The 21,917-nt window shown below is 52.1% G+C and carries 20 protein-coding genes and 1 tRNA gene; 10 read left to right on the top strand and 11 right to left on the bottom strand.

What is annotated here, in order from left to right; all coding sequences use genetic code 11:
- Positions 1-6: 6 nt before the first annotated feature.
- From SPIBUDDY_RS00625 to SPIBUDDY_RS00580, 10 genes are all read right to left on the bottom strand, one after another.
- Positions 7-1,203 (bottom strand): aspartate aminotransferase family protein, encoded by a 1,197-nt coding sequence (locus SPIBUDDY_RS00625; RefSeq protein WP_013605821.1) that lies wholly within the window; start codon positions 1,201-1,203, stop codon positions 7-9.
- A complete protein-coding gene (gene argB / locus SPIBUDDY_RS00620; protein WP_013605820.1) occupies positions 1,200-2,087 on the bottom strand; it encodes an acetylglutamate kinase in 888 nt (295 codons plus the stop codon). Before argB ends, SPIBUDDY_RS00625 begins: the two co-directional genes overlap by 4 nt.
- Positions 2,087-3,307, bottom strand: a complete 1,221-nt coding sequence (argJ, locus tag SPIBUDDY_RS00615; protein WP_013605819.1) for a bifunctional glutamate N-acetyltransferase/amino-acid acetyltransferase ArgJ — start codon at positions 3,305-3,307, stop codon at positions 2,087-2,089. Before argJ ends, argB begins: the two co-directional genes overlap by 1 nt.
- A 9-nt stretch (positions 3,308-3,316) precedes the next feature.
- The gene (argC, locus tag SPIBUDDY_RS00610; RefSeq protein WP_013605818.1) at positions 3,317-4,357 is read right to left on the bottom strand and encodes an N-acetyl-gamma-glutamyl-phosphate reductase; all 1,041 of its coding nucleotides are present in this window, start codon (positions 4,355-4,357) and stop codon (positions 3,317-3,319) included.
- Between the two features lie 98 nt (positions 4,358-4,455).
- Entirely contained in the window at positions 4,456-5,142 is a 687-nt protein-coding gene (locus SPIBUDDY_RS00605; RefSeq protein ID WP_013605817.1) for a GNAT family N-acetyltransferase, read from the bottom strand.
- 33 nt (positions 5,143-5,175) lie between these two features.
- Positions 5,176-5,544 (bottom strand): hypothetical protein, encoded by a 369-nt coding sequence (locus tag SPIBUDDY_RS00600; protein WP_013605816.1) that lies wholly within the window; start codon positions 5,542-5,544, stop codon positions 5,176-5,178.
- Positions 5,541-6,194 carry a cytidylate kinase-like family protein gene (locus tag SPIBUDDY_RS00595; RefSeq protein WP_013605815.1) on the bottom strand — a complete coding sequence of 218 codons (654 nt, stop codon included), beginning with the start codon at positions 6,192-6,194 and terminating at the stop codon, positions 5,541-5,543. Before SPIBUDDY_RS00595 ends, SPIBUDDY_RS00600 begins: the two co-directional genes overlap by 4 nt.
- A gap of 61 nt (positions 6,195-6,255) precedes the next feature.
- The gene (locus SPIBUDDY_RS15965) at positions 6,256-8,262 is read right to left on the bottom strand and encodes an HD domain-containing phosphohydrolase (RefSeq protein WP_013605814.1); all 2,007 of its coding nucleotides are present in this window, start codon (positions 8,260-8,262) and stop codon (positions 6,256-6,258) included.
- Entirely contained in the window at positions 8,262-9,182 is a 921-nt protein-coding gene (locus SPIBUDDY_RS00585; protein ID WP_013605813.1) for a sensor domain-containing diguanylate cyclase, read from the bottom strand. Before SPIBUDDY_RS00585 ends, SPIBUDDY_RS15965 begins: the two co-directional genes overlap by 1 nt.
- 110 nt (positions 9,183-9,292) lie before the next feature.
- Positions 9,293-11,386 (bottom strand): glutamine synthetase III family protein, encoded by a 2,094-nt coding sequence (locus tag SPIBUDDY_RS00580; protein WP_013605812.1) that lies wholly within the window; start codon positions 11,384-11,386, stop codon positions 9,293-9,295.
- A 253-nt stretch (positions 11,387-11,639) separates the two neighbouring features.
- Between SPIBUDDY_RS00580 and SPIBUDDY_RS16415 the strand changes: the two genes are divergently transcribed.
- The 10 genes from SPIBUDDY_RS16415 to SPIBUDDY_RS00530 all read left to right on the top strand — a co-directional run bounded on the left by SPIBUDDY_RS16415 (position 11,640) and on the right by SPIBUDDY_RS00530 (position 20,583).
- A complete protein-coding gene (locus tag SPIBUDDY_RS16415; protein ID WP_281047958.1) occupies positions 11,640-11,774 on the top strand; it encodes a hypothetical protein in 135 nt (44 codons plus the stop codon).
- Positions 11,775-11,889: 115 nt separating this feature from the next.
- Complete coding sequence (locus SPIBUDDY_RS00570) at positions 11,890-13,095, top strand: class II glutamine amidotransferase (protein WP_245523789.1); 1,206 nt, start codon at positions 11,890-11,892, stop codon at positions 13,093-13,095.
- Positions 13,064-14,569, top strand: coding sequence for a glutamate synthase-related protein (locus tag SPIBUDDY_RS00565; protein ID WP_013605810.1), 1,506 nt, complete (start codon positions 13,064-13,066; stop codon positions 14,567-14,569). The genes SPIBUDDY_RS00570 and SPIBUDDY_RS00565 overlap by 32 nt, the downstream gene beginning before the upstream one ends.
- 11 nt (positions 14,570-14,580) lie before the next feature.
- Positions 14,581-15,009, top strand: a complete 429-nt coding sequence (locus SPIBUDDY_RS00560; RefSeq protein WP_013605809.1) for a 4Fe-4S dicluster domain-containing protein — start codon at positions 14,581-14,583, stop codon at positions 15,007-15,009.
- Position 15,010: 1 nt separating this feature from the next.
- Entirely contained in the window at positions 15,011-16,243 is a 1,233-nt protein-coding gene (locus SPIBUDDY_RS00555; protein WP_013605808.1) for an NAD(P)/FAD-dependent oxidoreductase, read from the top strand.
- On the top strand, positions 16,240-16,965 hold the full coding sequence (locus tag SPIBUDDY_RS00550) for a GltB/FmdC/FwdC-like GXGXG domain-containing protein (RefSeq protein WP_013605807.1): 726 nt from the start codon (positions 16,240-16,242) through the stop codon (positions 16,963-16,965). The genes SPIBUDDY_RS00555 and SPIBUDDY_RS00550 overlap by 4 nt, the downstream gene beginning before the upstream one ends.
- A 16-nt stretch (positions 16,966-16,981) precedes the next feature.
- Positions 16,982-18,262: a glutamine synthetase family protein gene (locus tag SPIBUDDY_RS00545; protein ID WP_013605806.1), complete on the top strand. Its 1,281-nt coding sequence runs from the start codon at positions 16,982-16,984 to the stop codon at positions 18,260-18,262.
- Positions 18,263-18,274: 12 nt separating this feature from the next.
- Entirely contained in the window at positions 18,275-18,844 is a 570-nt protein-coding gene (locus tag SPIBUDDY_RS00540; protein ID WP_013605805.1) for an ANTAR domain-containing response regulator, read from the top strand.
- Positions 18,845-18,864: 20 nt separating this feature from the next.
- Positions 18,865-20,469 carry a CTP synthase gene (locus SPIBUDDY_RS00535; protein ID WP_013605804.1) on the top strand — a complete coding sequence of 535 codons (1,605 nt, stop codon included), beginning with the start codon at positions 18,865-18,867 and terminating at the stop codon, positions 20,467-20,469.
- Between the two features lie 41 nt (positions 20,470-20,510).
- Positions 20,511-20,583 (top strand) — tRNA-Ala (locus SPIBUDDY_RS00530).
- A gap of 53 nt (positions 20,584-20,636) precedes the next feature.
- Here SPIBUDDY_RS00530 and SPIBUDDY_RS00525 read toward each other — a convergent pair.
- Positions 20,637-21,683 (bottom strand): hypothetical protein, encoded by a 1,047-nt coding sequence (locus tag SPIBUDDY_RS00525; protein WP_013605803.1) that lies wholly within the window; start codon positions 21,681-21,683, stop codon positions 20,637-20,639.
- Between the last annotated feature and the right edge of the window lie 234 nt (positions 21,684-21,917).

Raw genomic sequence — 21,917 nt, 5'->3', positions numbered from 1 at the left:
GACGCTTCAGAGCAAAGATGCAAGAGCCTGTTCTACAATGGAGAGCGCCTTATCGATATCGGATTGCTGGACCACCAAGGGAGGCACGAAGCGAAGTACGTCGTAACCGGCACTTGCCACCAAAAGCCCATGTTCAAAACAAGCATCGACGACCTTGCGGGGAGGAATCGTCAATACCATGCCGTTGATCAAACCCATACCCCTAACCTCGCCGCAGAGAGTGGGATAGCGTAATGCCAGCTGTACGAGCTTCTCCCGCAGGTAGGAGCCCATCTGCTGGACATGGTCGGTGAAATCAGGATCCATGAGGCGCCTGACCATCTCATTGACTCCGGCCATGGCCAGGGCATTGCCACCGAAGGTGGATGCATGATCGCCGGGGGCGAATACCGTATTAGCCTTGTCACAGGTCAGCATGGCCCCGGCAGGTATGCCGCCGGCGAGTGCCTTGGCAGTGGTGAGAATATCTGGTTTCACCCCGTACACCTGATAGGCAAAGGGTTTTCCGCTGCGTCCCATGCCGCACTGCACCTCATCATAGATGAGTAACAGGTCATTCTGGTCACAGAGTTCGCGCAGGCCTTGGAGGAAGGCAACCGTCGAGGGCACGATACCCCCCTCGCCCTGGATTGGCTCGACGATGATTGCACAGGTTTTCTCGCTCACCAAAGCTTTTACACTCTGTAAGTTGTTGAATTCAGCGTAGCTGAACCCTCCGGGAAGCGGATCGAAGTTCACATGGTACTTATCCTGTCCGGTGGCGGTGATGGCACCATAGGTGCGGCCGTGGAAGGAGTGAACCATCGAAATGATGTCAGTGCGTGCAGGACTGTTCTTATGCCCGAATTTTCGAGCCAGCTTGAGAGCAGCCTCATTCGCCTCGGCACCACTGTTGCAGAAAAACACCCGATCCATTCCTGCAAGGGTGCATAGGCCCTTGGCCGCTTGGAGGGCATGGGTGTTGTAGTAAAGATTGGAACAGTGCAAAAGACCGGTATCGACGACTTCGTTGATGGCCGCAGAAAGGCCGGCATCACGATAGCCAAGGGCGTTTACAGCAATTCCTCCAACAAAATCCAAGTATTTCTTTCCCTGTTCATCGACCAGATACATGCCTTCTCCACCGGCAAAAACCACCGGAACTTGGGCATACGTATCCAAAAGGTACTGTTTTCCCACTGCAATGCTTGCCTGCATACTCATACGCTCTCCTTGTCGGTCACCATGGTTCCGATACCCTTGGTGGTGAAGATTTCGAGCAGAATTGCATGGCTCACCCGCCCGTCCAGAACGTGGACGCTTTCCACTCCCTTTTCCAGCCCGTCGATGCAGCATTGCACCTTCGGGATCATGCCACCCTTAATGGTTCCATCGGCGATATAGGCAAGCGCCTGACCTTTATTGAGGGATCTCAGAATGGAAGCTGGGTCGTCCTTGTCCTTGAGAATTCCTTCCACATCGGTGAGGAACATGAGCTTCTGGGCCGAGAGGGCTCCGGCTACTGCACTTGCAGCGTAGTCGGCATTGATGTTGTAGGTGTTGCCCATTCCATCCACGCCCACCGGCGATACCACCGGAACGAAGTTGTTGGCAAGCAGGGTATCGAGCAACGAGGTATCGACCTTGTCGATCTGGCCGACAAAGCCAAGGTCGCGGCCCTTCTCATCGAGCTTCTTGCTGCACAGCATCGTCCGCCCGTCCTTGCCGCTGATGCCCACAGCCTTGATGCCCACCCCCTCAAGCTCATCAACCAATGCCTTGGCGATGGAACCCGAAAGAACCATTTCAGCTACTTGGGCGGTCTCCTCATCGGTAACCCTCAGTCCATCGAGGAACTCACTTTTCTTACCCAGACGGTCGAGCAGGCTGGTAATCTCCTTGCCTCCACCGTGTACCACCACCGGCTTCAAGCCGATGTACTTGAGCATGGCAATGTCCTGGATGACTGACTTCTTCAGGTTCTCATCCACCATGGCCGAACCGCCATACTTTACCACCACTATGCTGCCGGCAAACCTGCGGATATACGGGATTGCCTCGATGAGAACTTCCGCCTTGAGTATTTCTGTTTCCATTTGGTGTTTCATCAGCTTCTATAGTCTCCATTGATCCGGACGTACTCATAGGAAAGGTCACAGCCCCAGGCGGTACCTTCTCCCTTTCCATCCTTGAGTTGGGCCAACGTTATGATTTCCTTCTCCATCAGAATTCCTTTTGCAAGGTGCTCGTCAAATGCTAGGGGTACTCCGTTTTCCACTACCTGGATGGTACCCTTGGAAGAGGTGAAGTACAGATTAAGCTGTGATGGATCGAATGCCGCGCCGCTATAGCCCATGGCGCAGAGAATTCTTCCCCAGTTGGCATCACTACCGAAGAAAGCCGTCTTGACCAGGTTGCTGGTAATGACGCTGCGGGCTAGCTTTTGGGCGGTCGCTTTGTCCTTGGCCCCTACCACCTTTACTTCAAGAAACTTCCCCGCCCCCTCACCGTCACGGACGATGGTCTTGGCAAGCTCGGTATGCACATACATAAACGCCTCGGTAAAGGCCTCCCAATCAGGATGGGAAGGCGAGAGAGAAGTGGTTTTGCTCATGCCGTTGGCGAGAACCAGGACCGTATCGTTGGTGGAAGTATCACCGTCGACGCTGATCATATTGTAGGTATCGGTGATGGAGGAGCCCAACAAGGTTTGCAACGTCACTTTATCCAGATTCGCATCGGTGGTGATGAAGCTGAGCATGGTCGCCATGTTGGGATGAATCATCCCCGAGCCCTTGGCCATGCCTCCGATGTGTACCGTCTTGCCCTCAATCTGCACACTGACCGCCACTTCCTTCTTGAACGTGTCGGTGGTACAGATGGCCAAAGCTGCTTCACCTGCAGATTCGCGGCTCGCTCCCAGCTCCTTGCTGCACAGCTCGATGCCCTCCTTGATTTTATCCATGGGAAGGGGAACACCGATGACTCCGGTCGAACAGACCAATACCTCTTGTGCCTTGCAACCCAAGACGGATCCGGCAATACCGGCAGTCGCCTCGGTATCCTTGTAGCCCTGCTCGGCTGTACAGGCGTTGGCATTGCCGCTGTTGATGACGATTGCCTTGACCTGGCTCTGGTTTGCCACCAGATTCTGGTCCCAGATTACCGGAGCAGCTTTTACCAAGTTGGTGGTAAAAGAGCCGGCAAACGCACAGCTTACCTCACTAACGACCAAAGCAAGATCTTTCTTGCGTTTCTTGATGCCACAGGCGACGCCATTGGCTGAAAATCCTACACTGGCGGTCACTCCGCCTTCAATAATCTGCATACAAGCCTCCTAGAGGGGGTTGCTGACATTCAGAGGAAGACCCAAGGTCTCCTCGAAATTGCACCGGATATTCATGTTTTGCACCGCCTGTCCGGCGGCGCCCTTGATTAGGTTATCGATCGCACCGATGGCGATGACGCGTTTTGTCCTTGCATCGACCTTCCATCCGATGGCACAGGTATTGGTACCTCGTACAAATCGGGTTTCGGGTAAGCTGGAACCCATAAGCCGGATGCATGGTTCAGAGCCGTAGTGCTTCACATACGCCGCCTCAATATCCTTTTCGGTCACCGCAGCCTTGAGATTTGCATAGCAAGTGGACAGAATTCCCCGGTTCATCGGTACCAGATGGGGAGTGAATTGCACCATCAAAGCCGAGCCATGGATCAGGCTCAGCTCCTGCTCTATTTCCGGGGTGTGCCGATGATTGGTGACCCCATAGGCCTTGTAGGATTCATTGCACTCACAGAACAGCGAATCAATTTTCTCGCTTCGCCCCGCTCCGCTGACCCCGCTGGCACTGTCGATGATCAGGCTGGTCGGGTCGACCAACTTCTCAGCCAACAACGGTGCAAGGGTGAGGATGGAACAGGTGGTATAGCAGCCGGGATTGGCGATCAGGTTGGATTGCTCGATTTCACTGCGATGCAGTTCACAAAGGCCGTACACACTCTGCGTAAGTAATTCCTTGCTGCCATGCTCTGTCTTATACCACGATTCATAGACGCTACTATCGCAGAGCCGGTAGTCGGCTCCCAAGTCGATGATGATGCACCGATTGAGTACTTCTTGTGTGACCTTATTGCTGGCAAGCCCGTGGGGGAGAGCAAGAAAGAGAACGGAACAACGTTTGCTCGCCTCCTCTACCTGCTCTTCTTCCAAGACCAAGTCACACGCGCCCTTCAGTGAAGGATAGATATCGGAAAAACGCTTGCCCACATAGGAATGGGAAGCCACATAGGAAATCTCAACGTTTGGGTGAGCAGATAAGAGGGATACCAGTACAGATCCTGCATATCCTGTAGCACCAATAACTCCGCATTGCAGCATACTATCCTCCCAATCATACAGTATTGGTATAATTATACAGAAAATCGAATGCTTGACCAGTCTCTATGCATATATTTTCAAAACATTATGTATAAATATTAATTAAACCAGTGAATCAGGTGCTTACCAAACGTCATTCCCAGCTTTTTCTGCAAGGCAAGAGAGGCTTCATTGTGCGTCGTAACATGACAAAAAGGAACACGGCCGTGTGCAAGCAGTCGATTGATATACGCCTTTTCCAGTTCCTCACCGATATGGCGTCTCCGATACGCGGGAAGCACTTCCAGAAGTCCTATGGTCAGCTCGGCATGCTGCCCGATAAAGGCGGCAAGCTCTCCGTCGACTTGTGCCCCGATCAGAGAGCCCGATTGCACCCGACCGGTTATGTACGCTTCGTCGGCATTCTTGTAGTTGGCCAGTACGACGGGCAGGTCATCCATGCCAAGCTCACGAATGGTAAGATTTTGGGAAAGAACAAACGGGGTACTCTTGGTGTAGACTGCTTGGAAACAGGGGAAGTGATAGGCCATGCCCATAGCCTTGAGCGTGTCGACAAGGATTCCGTCATGAACGGCGATGGGAGCATCAGAGCCGACAAGTATATCGGTGAAAGTCGAAAGCAGGCGTTCATCGAACAACACACCATCCAAGGCATCATCGTTGATGCGGATCAAGACTCCCTCTTTTTCAGCGATGAGCACCTCGGCCTGACCAAGCCTTAGGGGCTCGATGAGGTCAATGTAGGAAAGCTCATCCTTTTCTTGAAGAAATGCCAGTACATCCATAGTCTGTAGTGTACTACACGATCCAGCCTATTGTCACTTCAGACTCAGTACCCCATGAAGGAGCAGCAGGACCAGTGAAAGGTTATACAGAACCAAGACTACTGCTGCCAGGATTATGGGAGGGTCCGAAAGCAGCATCAGGGCAACCAACGATACGACCAGCAATGCAGCAGTAGAGAGACACAGCACATACGGACCCTTTGCCAGAAAGGTTCCCACCAAGAGAAATACGAGGGCGATCAAGGCAATGGAGCCAAATTCCGCGGTCATAAGGTAATCGAAGTTGAACTCTGCTCTGACAATGAGCGATAGCACTGAGAATACAAAGGGAGCGATAAGGACCAAGGCAAGTAAGAGCGTCCCTATGAGCAGGAACGCTCTAGCACCACCGAGGGCTTTCATGACCCGCTGTCCCCAAGCATGGTTTTGACCAGCTTAAGCAGCACGTCATCAACCACCAGGTCGGCACGGACATGCTTTGCGTCAATGCGGGGTTTCTTCATCAATTGCTGATAGGCATCGCATATCCACAAGCTTGCAGTTTCGGGGGGAACAATGGCGGTATCGACAACCAAATCAAACAGCGAGGCATCGTTCTGATTATACTGCAGGTCGGTTTGTACAAAACTGGTCCTGATCAACTCCTGTTCTATCAGAGCTTTTCTAGCATGCTCGTCAGTACCGCCATACTCTCTCTGCTTACGTTCAAGGCGTACGGCAAGCGGTGCTTTCAGTCGAACATTGAGAATGTCGGTATACCCCTGGAACAGGCCGAACCCTCCCCGACCGAGCAAGACAACATTACCGACCTTGGCAAAAGAGCGCATAGTGGAAAGCAGAAAATCGATGGTTACGGAGCGTTGCAGATCAAAGCGTTCCCAAAAACCGGGGCGGGTGTTGTACACCTCTTCGAAGGCACTGAAGCCATAGGCATGCATGACCTTCTCGATGTCTTCCTTGTCAATAAAAGACAAGCCCAGTTGTTCGGCAACCCGTTTGGCAATGAAGGTTCCCTCACTGCCTATCTGACGGGAAATAGTAATGACTCCCATAGGCACCTCCTTCTGGTATTTTCATGGTATTCCTGAAATTACCTGCTGTCAAGGAAACGGCCTACAGGCTCTCGTAGCTTAGGTTTAGCACCTCTTCAATGAATACTTTTGCAAGAATGGGGTCAAATTGGGTTTGGATGCACCGTTTGATCTCGCGGGCTGCCTGCTCGGAGGTGACTATCTGCCGATATGGTCTGTACGCAGTCATGGCATCATACGCGTCGGCGATGCTGATAATCCTCGACTGCAAGGGAATCTCCTCACCTTTCAAGCCCTTCGGATATCCATTGCCGTCATAGTGCTCATGATGTGCCAGTACATACTGGGCAAGGCTTCCCATGTCCTCAACGGAGTTGAGAATGCGGTACCCGATTTCGGCGTGGCGTTTCATTTCCTTCCACTCTTCGTAGGTCAGCCGTCCTTCCTTGTTGAGAATCGATTCATGGATGGCGATCTTGCCGATGTCATGCAACAGTCCAACCAGCCTGAGTTCGTTCGATGCCATCTCACCCAAACCATACGCCTTGGCAAGGCGTTCACACAAATCACTTACACGCCTCGAGTGATTCTCCTCGCGCTTGTTCTTCTCATGCAGGGTATTGATGATGGCATAGACGGCCTTGCCCCGAGTATGCGGGCTATCCACCAGCTTACGGGTGGCAAGGTCCTTCTCAGCCTGCTTGATTGCCTCGTTGATGCTGCGCTGGGCGGCATCCAAGGAAGAAAGGCCGAAGCTCATCGAGGGAATGACGGAGCCCATCATCTCAAGGGCTGCAATATCGGCTGTTACCGCACCAAGGAGGGCCTCGACTTGGTCCGTGCTGCGATTGAAGAAGAACAGGGCGAACTCATCACCTCCCACCCGGCTAACATAATCGCCCTTGGGTAGGTTTTTTTCCAGAATCCGGGCTATGCGGCTGAGCAGACGATTGCCTTCATCGCGGCCGAATGCCTCATTGAGGATTCTCAGCCCGTTCACATCGCCGAACGCAACGGTAAGCATCTGATCCTCACCAAGTTTCAGGTCCCGCACATACTCCTCAAAGTGCACGCGGTTGTACAGTCCGGTCAATGCATCGTGATTGGAGGCATAGAGAATTTTCTGTTCATAGTGTTTGCGTTCGGTGATATCGACTGTCATGCATAAGGATTCCGATTGTTCCCTATCCTCGGTACTGAACACCGAGAGGGAGAGATTGGCCCAAAGGATTTCTCCATCCTTGCGAAGAAAACGCTTGTCCAGCGAAAGTGGTCCAGCAGCGCCTTTGGCAAATCTATCGGTAGTTGCCTTGCTGACCGCCTTATCGTCCGGATGGGTAAACTCTTCCCATGTCCTTCCCAACATCTCTTCTTTGGTATAGCCGAGCATTGTTACATAGCTTTGGTTGATGTTGGTAATTCTTCCCGTTTTCAAATCAGTGAGGGACATGCCGATGGGAGCTTCCTCGAACATAGTCTTAAAAAGGCGTTCACTTTTCTCAAGTTCAGTAATCGAAACAATGCGCCTTGCCTGGCTGAAAAGCAGGAGGCTGAGCAGATAGGTCCCCACAGGATAGACAACCAGAATCGGGAAGGCCATAGTGCTGATCACCGAGTTACGGATATTCGAAGGGATGAGCAGCATCGCAAGCAGCATGCCGATATGGGTTACCAAACCTACCAAGTAGTATTCCACCCCGAAAACTTCATGCTTGTTCAATACTTTCTGGTACCGTTTTGCATGCCACACAACTCCGACTGTACTGCCGATGAGAATGGTGATCAGACCTGTAAGAAGGCCGCTTCCTCCGATGATCATGCGATAGATCCCCATCATGGAGGCCCCGATGACGGTCGGTATCAGACCAAGCACCATACCCGAAACGGTAAGCAGAATGGTTCGGGAGTCAAAAATCACCCCTTCATAGAGGGTAAGTGGATTGAGCATGACTGAAATACCGATGAAGCCGATAATCATGCCGACCAGCACTTTATGGGAGGTGAGCCGGCGAAGATTCCTAAACGGATAGGTTGCAAAGAAAATGGTGAGAGCCAACAGGAGGGCGATGTTGAATAGGATATTGAACATTACTTCCCCCTTGCAGGGTCAGAGAACAGGCAGACCCGGTTCTTTCCTGCTGCTTTTGCCTGATAGAGGGCACGGTCGGCATCGGCGATCAACTCGCTTTTCTCCAAGTCCTCGAAGCTGAGCTTTGCTATGCCGATACTGATACAAATGGAAAGTACGGTGCTTTGGTAGTAAATCGAAGTCTCTTCCACCCGCTTCCTAAGGCTTTCACCCACCTCATATGCCTGCTCATCGGTCAAGTCCGTCAATGCCATGACAAACTCATCCCCTCCTAAGCGGGCGATGGCGTGATTGTGCTTCAGGACATCCCTGGCAATGCGGGCGAATTCCTTCAGCACCGCGTCACCGGCTAAGTGGCCATATTGGTCATTCACATCCTTGAACCGGTCGATATCGCAGAGCATGATGTGGGCCTCGCCCTTCTCCATCAAGTGGATTCGTACCCGTTCCAGAAAGTAGCGGCGGTTATACAGGCCGGTCAAAGGATCGACATAGGAGAGCTCCCGCAACTTCTTATGCAGGTTTCTCCGTTCAGTGATGTTGATGATCATGGCGGTAACCGCCCGTTGTCCCTTATACGTCTTCTGCAGGGGGAACATCCTGGTTTCAAACCATTGCATTCCTCCTGGTCCATTGAACTCTGGAAGGTTTACCTTGTTTGTTTCCAGCTGATAATCAAAGCTGTTGAGAGCATTAATTTCCAGAGTATGGCGTACCTGCTGCATATAGAAATCGGCAAACTCCTTGGGCATGAACTCGTAAATATTCTTGCCTTGCATGGGTTTACCATCATCATAAAGACTTCGTTCGGTCCCCCCGAATACCTCCAAATAGGTGCCATCTTCGCCGATGACAAAAAAGGGGTCGGGTATGGTGTTGAAGAGAGAGTAGAGTAATTCTGACAGGTTCTCCTGATGCATCCTTCCTCCGAAGATCGAACACTCTTACTCTAGCATGAAAATGCATGGATGATACAGGAAAACCCTCGGTTTTCACGAGGGTTTCCAAAGCTTATGTCATATATTTCAGGTCAGACTGAATAGAGCAAATGCTCATAGGTAGGAATAGGATAGTATTGTTCACCCATCAAGAGCTCGGCTGTATCACTGATCGACCTTACTTCAGCCATAGCTGGGAGCACCTGGTCGTGGTAGTACCTGCTCACCTGAAGCACTTCGCCGGGCATGCGTGCATCCACCACCTTCCTCTCCAATTCTGCTACCGCTGAGGCAAGGCTGTCGGTCAGTCTGCTCAACTCAGTAACGGTATTCTTTTCATAGGAGAGTGAAAGTGCGGGAACCAAAGCAAGCTTGTCCTGTGCAGAGCGGGCAAGTTCTCCGCTGAAGGCGCTGATGGCGGGAAGAATCTGCTTACGAATCATATCAGTCATGGTGAGGGCTTCGATGTTGATCGTCTTGCAGTAATTCTCCAAAACAATCTCATAGCGGCTGTGGATTTCTGTTTCGCTAAGGACATTGAACTTTGAAAAGAGGTCGATGCTCTTTTTGGAAATGAAGGCCGGAAGCGCATCGACGGTGGACTTCAGATTCGACAAACCCCGCCTGTGGGCTTCCTCCACCCAAGCCTGGGCATAGTTGTTCCCGTTGAACACAATTCTTCGGTGCTTCTGATAGGTCTCCTTGACCAGCTTTGAGAGGGCGCAGGAAAAGTCGTTTTCCATTTCCAGCGAATCAGCAAACTGGGAGAGCTTATCGGCAATAATGGTGTTCAATACGAAGTTCGGACCACTGACGGAGAAGGAGGAACCAAGCATTCTGAACTCAAACTTGTTGCCGGTGAAAGCAAACGGGCTGGTTCTGTTCCGGTCGGTGCTGTCCTTGGGAAGCGGAGGAAGCAGGTTCACACCCAACAGCATCGAAGAGGGAGCCTTGCAAGGACAATCCGTTCCGTCCGCAAGCGAGTCGAGGATGTTGGTCAGCTCTTCACCAAGGAACATGGAAACTATGGCCGGAGGAGCTTCGTTCGCCCCCAGGCGATGGTCGTTGCCGGCACTGGCAACCGAAACCCTCAAGAGATCCTGATACTCATCCACGGCAGCAATGACTGCAACCAGGAAGAGCAGGAACTGGGCGTTGTCCTTCGGATTATCACCAGGCTCAAGCAGGTTCACTCCTGCATCGGTTGAGATGGACCAGTTGTTGTGTTTGCCCGACCCGTTCACACCGGCAAACGGCTTTTCATGCAACAGACAAACCAGGCCATGCTTGTCTGCAATCTTTTTCATCATCTCCATGGTCAGCTGGTTGTGGTCGACAGCCAGGTTGCTGGTGGTGAAAATGGGGGCAAGCTCGTGCTGGCTGGGAGCGACCTCGTTATGCTCGGTCTTTGCCAGGATTCCCAGCTTCCACAGCTCCTCATCCAGCTCACGCATGAAGGAAGATACCCTACTCTTGAGGTTGCCGAAGTAGTGGTCCTCCAGCTCCTGACCTTTGGGCGGTCTTGCTCCCAGAAGGGTTCGTCCGGTATGGATCAAGTCCTTGCGCTTGAGATACAAGCTCTTGTCGATGAGGAAATACTCCTGCTCGGGTCCGACGGTGGTAACTACACGCTTCACCTCGGTCTTGCCGAAGAGCTTGAGAATCCTCAAAGCCTGTGTGCTGATAACCTCCATGGAGCGGAGAAGCGGGGTCTTCTTATCCAATACCTCACCGCTGTACGAACAGAAAGCAGTGGGAATACACAGTGTATTTTCCTTTATGAATGCATAACTTGAGGGATCCCATGCGGTATAGCCTCGGGCTTCGAAGGTTGCCCTGAGTCCGCCGGAGGGAAAGGAGGAGGCGTCGGGTTCGCCCTTGATGAGTTCCTTGCCGGAGAACTCCAGCAGGGCGGAGCCGTCTTTTGCAGGGGAAATGAAGCTCTCGTGTTTTTCAGCGGTAATGCCGGTCATGGGCTGGAACCAATGGGTGAAATGGGTAACACCCTTACTCAAGGCCCATTCCTTCATGGCATGTGCAACCTGGTTGGCAATGGAAATATCGAGTTCCTTGCCCTCGCGGATGGTCTGCTTGAGCTCGCGGTAGGTTTCCTTATTGAGATATTCGCGCATCATTCTATCGCCGAATACCGAACACCCGAAATACTGATCAACACGTTCTGTCATACACTGCCCCCTCTGGTGGTATACACGGGTTTTCGGCACTCCCGGATCTTGGCCTTGTCACCTTTCGGCCGCCAAGAAACGAGGTGCCCACCAACCCAATTCCTGCGTGTTCGCTGGAAAAAGAGAAAGGCGCTGTAGCCCATAACGGACTACAGCGCCTTTGCTGATGGTCCTTTGTACACCCAAGGGTCGAATACTGTCAACTAGGGACGCTGCAGATTTTCAAGGAGAGAAAGGATCCCCATCGGTTTCGATGGGAGCCTATGTACAGGTTTTGCTTGCCATCGGAATGGCGGATGACATCCTGCTCATTGCCAAGGACGATATACTGGGAAGGAAATTGCAGGACCTTGCCTTACCTGTTGGCAAGCGGGCTTCGAAGAGGTGATGCCGTAGAACAGGCAATCAGATAAATTTTCCCCACCCCCGTGACAAAGTCTTTCTTCTTGGATACACTAAGCAAAATTACCACAGGGACAAAGGCGTCCACCAACGGTAGCTTCATGGATAAGCTATCGATGGTGGACGCCTTTTTTCATGCCCGGGGAGTACACACCATGGACGGCTATCATCAGCAAATGCCTTTGGAAGGAGAGGTCCGCATTCCCAGTGGATGCGCAATCAGCGGCATCATCGACCGCAGCGGCAAGCGCTTCTCGGCGCGGGATGCCATCACCTCCATTTCGGTCATGCACGACAGAAGCAATGGACTGGGAGGAGGATTTGCAGGTTACGGAATCTATCCTGAGTACAAGGACTATACCGCCTTGCACATTTTCTATTACTCCAGTGAAGCAAAACGGGCATGCGAGGATTTTCTGGAAGAACACTTCGACTTGATCAACCTCTCCAAGATTCCCACCAAGAAGCACCCTGCCATTACCGATGTCCCCCTCATCTGGCGATATTTTGTTACAGCGCTTCCAACCAAGCTCTCCTTCAGCCAGTTGGACGAGGATGAATATACCGCCCGGTGTGTCATCCGTATCAATCGCGAGATCGAGGGGGCTTATGTATTCAGTTCGGGCAAGGACATGGGAGTCTTCAAAGCCGTAGGGTATCCCGAGGATGTGGGTGAGTTCTACATGCTCGATGAATACGAAGGATATAGCTGGACCGTTCACGGCCGCTACCCCACCAACACTCCTGGTTGGTGGGGTGGCAGCCACCCCTTCAGCCTGCTGTCCTACAGCGTGGTCCATAATGGGGAGATTTCCAGCTACGATGCAAACCGCCGCTATATAGAGATGTACGGCTATGCCTGTACGCTTCAGACCGATACTGAAGTCATCACCTACATGATCGATTACCTGCACCGCAGGATGGGCCTCACCCTTGAGGAGGTCTCCCACGTTCTGGCAGCCCCCTTCTGGTCGACGATCGAACGCAAGGATGAGAAGGAGCGAGCGGAGTACACATACCTGCGCAATACCTTTGCCAGCATGCTCATCACCGGCCCCTTCTCGATTATCCTCGGGTTTAAGAATGGTCTGATGGCACTCAACGACCGACTTAAATTGCGTAGCTTGGTGGCCGCCGAAAAAGGCAGCCGGGTCTATCTGGCCAGCGAAGAGGCAGCGATTCGGGTCATAGAACCCAATCCCGACCGCCTTTGGTACCCCAGTGGGGGAAAAGCGGTCATCGTCACCTTGGACAGCGTACAAGAAGGAGAAGAGCATGGGTATCAACTACCTGTATCCGCCCTTTGAGATTATCCGCAACCAGGACAGGTGCATCACCTGTCGGGTTTGCGAGCGGCAGTGTGCCAATCTGGTACATCACTACGACGCAGAAAAGGGACGCATGACAGCCGATGAATCACTGTGTGTGAACTGTCATCGCTGTGTCTCGTTGTGCCCCACCCGCGCCCTGAAGATTGTGAAGACCGACCATACCTTCAAGGAGAATGCCAACTGGAAGACCGAGGTGATCGAGGACATCTACCGCCAAGCCCAAACCGGCGGGGTTCTGCTCGCATCCATGGGGACTCCCAAGGATTATCCGGTGTATTGGGACAAGATGCTGATCAATGCCAGCCAAGTGACAAACCCTTCCATCGACCCGCTTCGCGAGCCAATGGAAACTCGGACCTATTTGGGAAAGAAGAACTCAAAAATTGAGAGGGACAGTGAGGGCCGTATCATCACCAATACAACCGGCCAACTGAAAATGGACATCCCGATCATGTTCAGCGCCATGTCCTACGGCTCAATCTCGTACAATGCCCACAAGAGTCTGGCCATTGCCGCCTCCGAACTTGGCACCTTCTACAACACCGGAGAGGGGGGCTTGCACAAGGACTTCTATCACTATGGCAAGCATACCATCGTCCAGGTTGCCTCCGGGCGATTCGGGGTGCATCCCGACTACCTGAATGCTGGTGCAGCCATCGAGATTAAAATGGGACAAGGGGCGAAACCGGGTATCGGAGGCCACTTGCCCGGATCGAAAATCGGGGAGGATATCTCTGCCACACGCATGATCCCCCTCTATGCTGATGCAATCAGCCCTGCCCCCCACCACGACATCTACTCCATCGAGGACCTCAGGCAGCTTGTCTATGCCCTCAAGGAGGCGACCCGTTATACCAAACCGATTATCGTAAAGGTAGCGGCGGTACACAACATTTCCGCCATCGCCAGCGGTATTGCCAGAAGCGGTGCAGACATCATTGCCATCGACGGGTTCCGTGGAGGCACGGGAGCCGCTCCCCTGCGTATCCGCGACAATGTGGGTATTCCCATCGAACTGGCATTGGCCAGCGTCGACCAACGGCTTCGCCAGGAAGGTATCAGAGGCAATGTGAGTCTGGTTGTCGGTGGTTCGATCCGCAGCAGCAGCGATGTCATCAAAGCCATCGCCCTCGGTGCCGATGCCGTTTACATTGCAACCAGTGCCTTGGTTGCCCTGGGTTGCCACCTGTGCCGAACCTGCCACAGCGGCAAGTGCAACTGGGGTATCGCAACCCAGAATCCCGAGTTGGTCAAACGTCTGAATCCTGACGTGGGCAGCCAGCACTTGGTCAACCTCATCACAGCCTGGAACCATGAAATCAAGGAGATGATGGGAGGAATGGGGATAAACAGCATCGAGGCGTTGCGCGGAAACCGCTTGATGCTTCGGGGTATCGGGCTGAATGAGACGGAATTGAAAATTCTGGGCATCTCACATGCCGGACAGTAGGAGGACTTACCATGAAACGCATCTATGTCAATGAAATGTGGTGCCTCGGCTGTCATCTGTGCGAGTACTACTGTGCCTATGCCAACTCGGGTATCAAGGACATGGTCAAGGCGCTGAAGGACAAACAAATCAGGTCGCGCATCACCGTCGAGCAGAAGGGAACCATCAGTTTTGCCGTCAACTGCCGCCATTGCACCGAGCCGCTTTGTGTAAAGAGTTGCATCGCAGGAGCTATTACCAGCAAGGACGGGGTGATTGTCATCGACCAGAGTCGCTGCGTCCTCTGCTATTCCTGCATCATGGCGTGCCCCTACGGAGCCTTGATGCCCAGCACCGAGGGAGTCATGCAGAAGTGCGAGCTCTGCACCACCAATTCCCAAGAGCAGCCGGCCTGCATCCAAGGGTGCCCGAACAAGGCCATCGTCTTTGAGGAGCGTTGATATGCACTATGTAATGATCGGTAACTCCATAGCCAGCACAGCCTGTATTGAGGCAATCAGAACCCTCGACCGCGAGAGTCGGATCACCGTCATCGGGGAGGAAAACCACCTCTGTTACAGCAGACCTCTCATATCCTACCTTCTGCAAGGAAAAACCGACGAGAACCGTATGACCTATCGCAACCAAGCCTTTTACGAGGAAAACAAGGTTACGGTACTGCAGGGTTCATGTGCTGCAAGCATCGACAAAGCGTCGAAAACGGTTGCCTTGGAATCGGGAATGAGCATTGCCTACGACAAACTGCTTTTGGCAACCGGTTCCTCCCCCTTCATTCCTCCGATCAAGGGTTTGGGGGAAGTGAAAAACTGGTTTACCTTTCTCACCCTTGATGAAGCAAAACGTCTGCAATCCCACCTCAGGCCTGATAGCCGGGTGCTCATTCTCGGAGCCGGCCTTATCGGCTTGAAGTGTGCCGAGGGCATTCTTGACAAGGTACATTCGGTAAGCGTAGTGGATATGGCAAGTCGTGTCCTTCCAAGTGTACTCGATGAACAATGCTCGCTCTTGGTGCGTGAGCATCTCCAGAGCCAGGGCCTTCGGTTCTACTTGGGCGATAGCATTCGTGAGTGTACTGCCAACGAGGCTCTCTTAGAGAGCGGCCATGCCATCGGCTTCGATTTGCTGGTGATCGCGGTCGGGGTGCGGGCCAACATAAAGCTTGCAAAAGAGGCAGGACTACAAACCAATCGGGGCATACTCATCGACGAGGGAGGCAGGACCAGCGAGCCTGATATGTATGCCGCAGGAGACTGTACTGAAGGCACTGAGATGATAGGGGGGCAAAAAGCTGTGTTGGCATTGCTTCCCAATGCCTATTTGCAAGGAGAGACTGCAGGAACGAACATGGCTGGAGGCGAGGCCAGCTTTACCAAGGCCGTTGCCATGAATTCCCTTTCGCTATGCGGTCTCCACCTCATAACCGTTGGCCGGTATGAGGGAGAGTCACACCTCATTGCCTGCAAGAATGGGTACAAGCGACTATTCGTCAAGGACAACCACTTGGTTGGTTGCATTCTCTCAGGGGATGCAATCCATCGTGCTGGTATTTATACATCCATACTACGAAACCAAGTCGACCTCGATTCACTCGATTTCGACCTCATTTGCGAGGAACCCCTCTTAATGGCCTTTGCAAAAACTGTCCGACAACAGCACCTAGGAGGTCCAGTATGACAAGCCTTACGGCAGGTTTTATGGAATACGAAGCCCTGAACAAAGCTATCAGGGCCATTGAGGACGACCAAATCACCCTCGAACAGGTACAAGGGCAGCGCTATATCGGTTCTGCTCTTTCGGATAAGGAGCTGTTCATCAAGGGAACGGCAGGCAACGCTCTTGGATGCTTCCTCGATGGGGGGACCATTACCGTCCACGGCAACGGCCAGGATGCCACCGGCGATACCATGAATGAGGGGAAAATCATCATTCATGGATCGTGCGGCGACGGAACGGGGTATGCGATGCGCGGAGGCTGCATCTATATCCGAGACAGTTCGGGCTATCGCTCGGGCATTCATATGAAAGCATACCAGCAGAAGCAGCCGCTTCTCATCATCGGCGACCGAGCCGGAAGCTTTTTAGGTGAGTATCAGGCAGGTGGAACGATTATTGTGCTCGGGCGCAATCAGGAGGGCAAACCTCCGGTGGGATATTTCTGTGGGACGGGCATGCACGGTGGAATAATGTATCTGCGCTGTGATACACTTCCGGTGAGCTTGCCGCCACAGGTTGCCTCACGGGATGCAACAGCGGATGACAAAGAGATTCTGAGCAGTCTCCTCGATGAATATTGCACGATTTTTTCCTTTGACAAGCAGCAGTTGCTTGATTCACATTTCTTTGTGCTGCAGGCAAACTCTGCTACACCCTATCGGATGCTATACACCCATGTTTGAAAGAGGGAGGTTACGGATGACCAATACCCATAGTGAAGTGATGGCCTTCATCAAGGAACAAGATGTACGGTTTGTACGTCTGGTCTTCTGCGATATCTTCGGGCAGATCAAGAATATTTCCATTTCAGCCGATGAGCTTGATCGGGCTTTCAGCAGTGGCATTTCGTTCGATGCATCGGCTGTGAAGGGTTTTCTGCAGGTGGACGAGAGTGACTTACTCCTTTTCCCCGACGCTTCCACGCTCTCAATTCTTCCTTGGAGACCCGCCCAAGGCCGGGTGGTTCGCTTTTTCTGCTCCATCAAGCGTCCCGACGGTACTCCTTTCGAGGGGGATGGACGATCACTGCTTGCAGAGACTGTACAGAAAGCAGCCCTCCTGGGATACAAATTCGGCGTCGGACCCGAGTGTGAATTCTACCTATTCAAGCTTGATGAGGAGGGGCTGCCCACCTATCGGCCGATGGACAGGGGTAGCTATCTCGATGTCGCCCCCCTGGATAAGGGCGAGAACGTCAGGCGGGAAATCTGCTTGACGCTGGAACAGATGGGTTTCTATACCGAGCGCAGCCACCATGAGTCAGGCCCGGGCCAGCATGAGATCGATTTCAAGTACGGCTCTCCGTTGGAAGCGGCCGACAACTTCATCACCTTCAAATCGGTAGTGAAGACCATTGCCGACAGAAGCGGACTATTTGCTTCTTTCCTGCCGAAACCCTTGGCACAGGAAAGCGGTAGCGGGCTGCATATCAACCTTTCCATCACCCATGAAGGTCAGCAAAGCAAAATCCTCGAACAGCAGATGACAGCCGGTATTCTCAATCGTATCAACGAGATTTCCCTGTTCCTAAATCCGTTGGTCAACTCCTATGAAAGGCTGGGCTGCTTCGAAGCTCCCCGGTATATCGGTTGGGGGAGGGCAAACCGCTCGCTGTTGATACGGCTTCCCCAAACCACCGGCGAATACCGAAGAATCGAGGTGCGTTCGGCCGACCCTGCCTGCAATCCTTACCTTGCCATAACCTTGCTGCTCAATGCAGCCTTGGAAGGGATTCAGAATCATATGGTATCCGATGAGGAGTATATCGGATCGGCCTACCAGAAGCAGTGTGGAAAAACCCTGCCTCCGTCACTCATCGATGCAATTGAACTGGCAAAGAACAGCGAGTTTGTCTCTTCCATTATTCCCAAGCGTCTGCTCGAATATTTCTTGGAGGCCAAGCTCGCCGACTGGCGTGCGTACGAGGATGCAGGCGACAAACACCTGGCAAGCCGCATCCCCTACTTCATGACTACCTAGGGAGGAAACGTGATGCGCGTTCTAGTGGTTTCGTCGACAGAAAAGGGATGTGAATCCCTTTGCAACCTCATCGAAGAGCATGAGGGTCGAGTCGACATCACAAAATGCCAAAGCGCATCCCAGGCCAGACGCATCATTCTTGACTCCGAGCTGGATCTGGTACTCGTCAATGCCCCGCTGGGTGATGAATCCGGCGAAGAGCTTGCCGTCATGGTTACCCAGCAGAGTCTTGCCACCTCGATTCTGGTGGTGAAAGCCGAATATTTTGAACAGGAACAGGCATTATACTCCAACCAAGGAATCCTGGTTGTTTCCAAGCCGGTCATCCGGCAGATGTTCTTTCAGGCCCTGAGTCTTGGCATGTCTATGCGAAAGCGTTTAGGAGCGATGCATAACGAGAATGAAAAACTCCATCGCAAGATTGAGGAGATCAAGCTCATCGACCGGGCAAAATGGGCCTTGATCGAAAACCTTGGCATGGATGAAACCCAAGCACATAGACATATAGAGAAACAGGCAATGGATTTGCGCAAGAGCAGATATGACGTTGCCTCGTTGATTTTGAAAACGTACGAAATGTAAATACCATGAGGAGTGAGCATATGGCCAAACATGTATTTGTGACTGGCGGGGTCGTTTCGGGCCTTGGCAAAGGAATAACCGCAGCTTCATTGGGGAGGCTGCTCAAGGCAAGGGGACTGAAAATCGCTGCACAGAAGCTCGATCCCTACATGAATGTGGATCCGGGAACGATGAGCCCCTATCAGCACGGGGAGGTGTTTGTTACCGAGGATGGCTCGGAGACCGACCTCGATCTGGGTCACTACGAACGGTTCATCGACGAAGACTTGAACAAGTTCTCCAACCTGACCAGCGGAAGGGTCTACTGGAATGTGCTTACCAAGGAGCGCAGCGGTGCCTACCTCGGTTCAACGGTACAGATCATCCCCCATGTGACCGGCGAGATCAAGGAGGCCATTTATTCACTGGCCAAGAAAACTGAAGCCGATGTGGTGATTACCGAAATCGGGGGAACCACCGGCGATATTGAGAGCCAACCCTTTCTGGAGGCGATCAGGCAGATCGGTCATGAAGTAGGCCGTACCAACTGCCTCTTCATTCATGTCACTCTGGTTCCCTTTTTAAAGAGCAGTGCCGAGCATAAGAGCAAGCCCACCCAGCACTCGGTCAAGGAGCTGATGGCCTCCGGGATTTTCCCCGATATCATTGTCACTCGTTCCGATGAGATCCTGGAAGAGAGCATCAAAGACAAGATCGCCCTCTTTTGCAATGTGAAGCGGGACTGTGTCATCGAGAACAGGACAGTACCGGTGCTCTATGAGGCGCCCTTGATGCTGCACGAAGAACAGCTGGACACCATTGTCTGCAGGGAGCTCAACCTCACGACCAAGGAACCGGAACTTGGCGAATGGGAGGCGATGCTCAGTACAATCAAGGCAGCGCAAAAGCATGTACGCATCGCCCTGGTCGGCAAGTACATCCAACTCCACGATGCCTACCTTTCTGTAATGGAAGCACTCAAGCATGCATCTTGGGCTTTGGGATCCCAGGTGCAGATCGACTGGATAGACAGCGAGCAGGTAACCGAGGGTTCAGTAGACCAACTTCTTTCACAGGCCGATGGAATCCTGGTTCCCGGCGGCTTCGGGGACAGGGGAATCGAAGGCAAAATTTTGGCCGCCCGCTATGCCAGGGAGCACAAGGTTCCCTACCTCGGGATTTGCCTCGGTATGCAGATTGCCGTCATTGAGTATGCACGCAGCATACTTGGCTATGCGGATGCCCACTCCAGTGAGTTCAATCCCGACTCCCAGCATCCGGTCATTGCCCTGATGCCCGACCAACGGGGAAATATTCCCAAGGGGGGAACCATGCGGCTGGGTACCTATCCGTGTGTAATTTCTGATAACACCAACATGAGCAAGGCGTATAAGGGTCAAAGGATTATTGCGGAGCGGCACCGCCACCGCTATGAGTTCAACAATGATTTCCGTCAGGAACTTATTGAGAAAGGCTTGATCATCAGTGGCACCAGCCCTGATGGGACACTGGTCGAGGCAGTTGAGCTGGCGGACAATCCATTCTTTGTGGGAGTGCAGTACCATCCGGAGTTCAAGAGCCGTCCGAATAGGCCCCACCCGCTTTTCAGCCTCTTCATTGCTTCTTCGTTAGGCCTTACGAGTTGACAGTTTTGCCGCTCTGCAGTAGGTTTGTGTATGCAAATCTGGGGGCCATAGCTCATCTGGTAGAGCGACTGGTTCGCAATCAGTAGGTGGAGGGTTCGAGTCCCTTTGGCTCCAGTGACACCCGTTTTCCTTACTAGGAAGACGGGTGTTTCTCATTTGATTGGATTTTAGTCTGAACTCAATAGGCCCACGAAATCATCGATCACCTGCAAAGCAGCTGCATCATCCCATGTTTTTGTGAGACCAGCAATCGCTGTTCCATTGGCATCGCCTACGGTTCTGGTGATTCGGAGGCACCAATCACTAGTTGTGCCCCACAGAGCGGCTTTGAGTGTTGCGAAGACTTGAGCTAATGTTGGAGAACTCATTTCATCGAGAGCGTCCATCGCATCAGATAAAGCGACCAATGAGCTGTTTGCAAATGGTCGGACTTCAATGGTTATAATCTGAGGTATTCGTTTGGAAACATTAGTCCCGGTAAAGGCAAGATTCATCACCCCGCTGTACTTCAGCTCCCCGCTTAGTGCTCCCGTAACCGATGGTGTTGTGGTGATATCGGTTTCAATCCCCAGATCTGCAAACAAACTATAGTCATACTGCAATCGTTGGGTGAGAGATGAACCCAGGCCATAGAATGCAGGATCTGCATCTGATGTTACGTTTCCTGAAAGAGCAATATGGCCATCCATCTCCAGCAATTGTTCTGGAGCTCCACTTTCGGCCAAGATATAAATCAATTGAGAAAGAGAGGAAATCTCACCTTCCGAAAGTATATCGAGATAGTTAATAAGAAAATTTACAATAACCCCCGAATCTGTATCAATAGAGAATCCTTCATCCCGAAGCTTAAATTGGCTTTCAGCCTCTATCGACCTAGGATTGAATACAGCAGTTGAGTCGTAATCTGTTACATCAGAAGAATCAAATGCATCAAAAGCATCGAAGGTCATCGCGATACCCTGAAGGAACAAGAGCAAGTTGTTCTTGATAGGATACGCTGTTTCCCAAGTAGAACCTGTGTATGCTTCATATTCACTACCCCAGGCAGGAACATCCGACAAATCTACTGCCTCATAGGCATGTACAACAAATTCCGGTTCCGGCTCCGGTGTAGGATCTGGTGGTTGGGTTTCATTTGAGCAGCCCATAAATGCAAATGCTGCAATCAACATGAAAACAATAAGAATGCTCGCAATCTTTCCGATTCGATTCATAGATTCCTCCAATATTGTGTCCACCTAATGGTGGAAATCATCCAATACAGGAGACGAATACGGCATGTGGTGGACAAGAAGGAGTAAGGTATGGGTCTCAGCACACAAAGTATAGAGCCGATGCGAGTTTTTTGTAAAGAGATTTGTCGCTATTAGCAATTTTCTCATAAACAAAAAGAATTTGCATTAGGGAAACACAATACAGAAAAATGTTTTCTGTTTTGTCTTATATTT

It is taken from the genome of Sphaerochaeta globosa str. Buddy (genome assembly GCF_000190435.1).
GTDB classification, from domain to species: Bacteria; Spirochaetota; Spirochaetia; order Sphaerochaetales; family Sphaerochaetaceae; genus Sphaerochaeta; species Sphaerochaeta globosa.
This window is presented reverse-complemented; position numbering and strand designations above follow the sequence as displayed.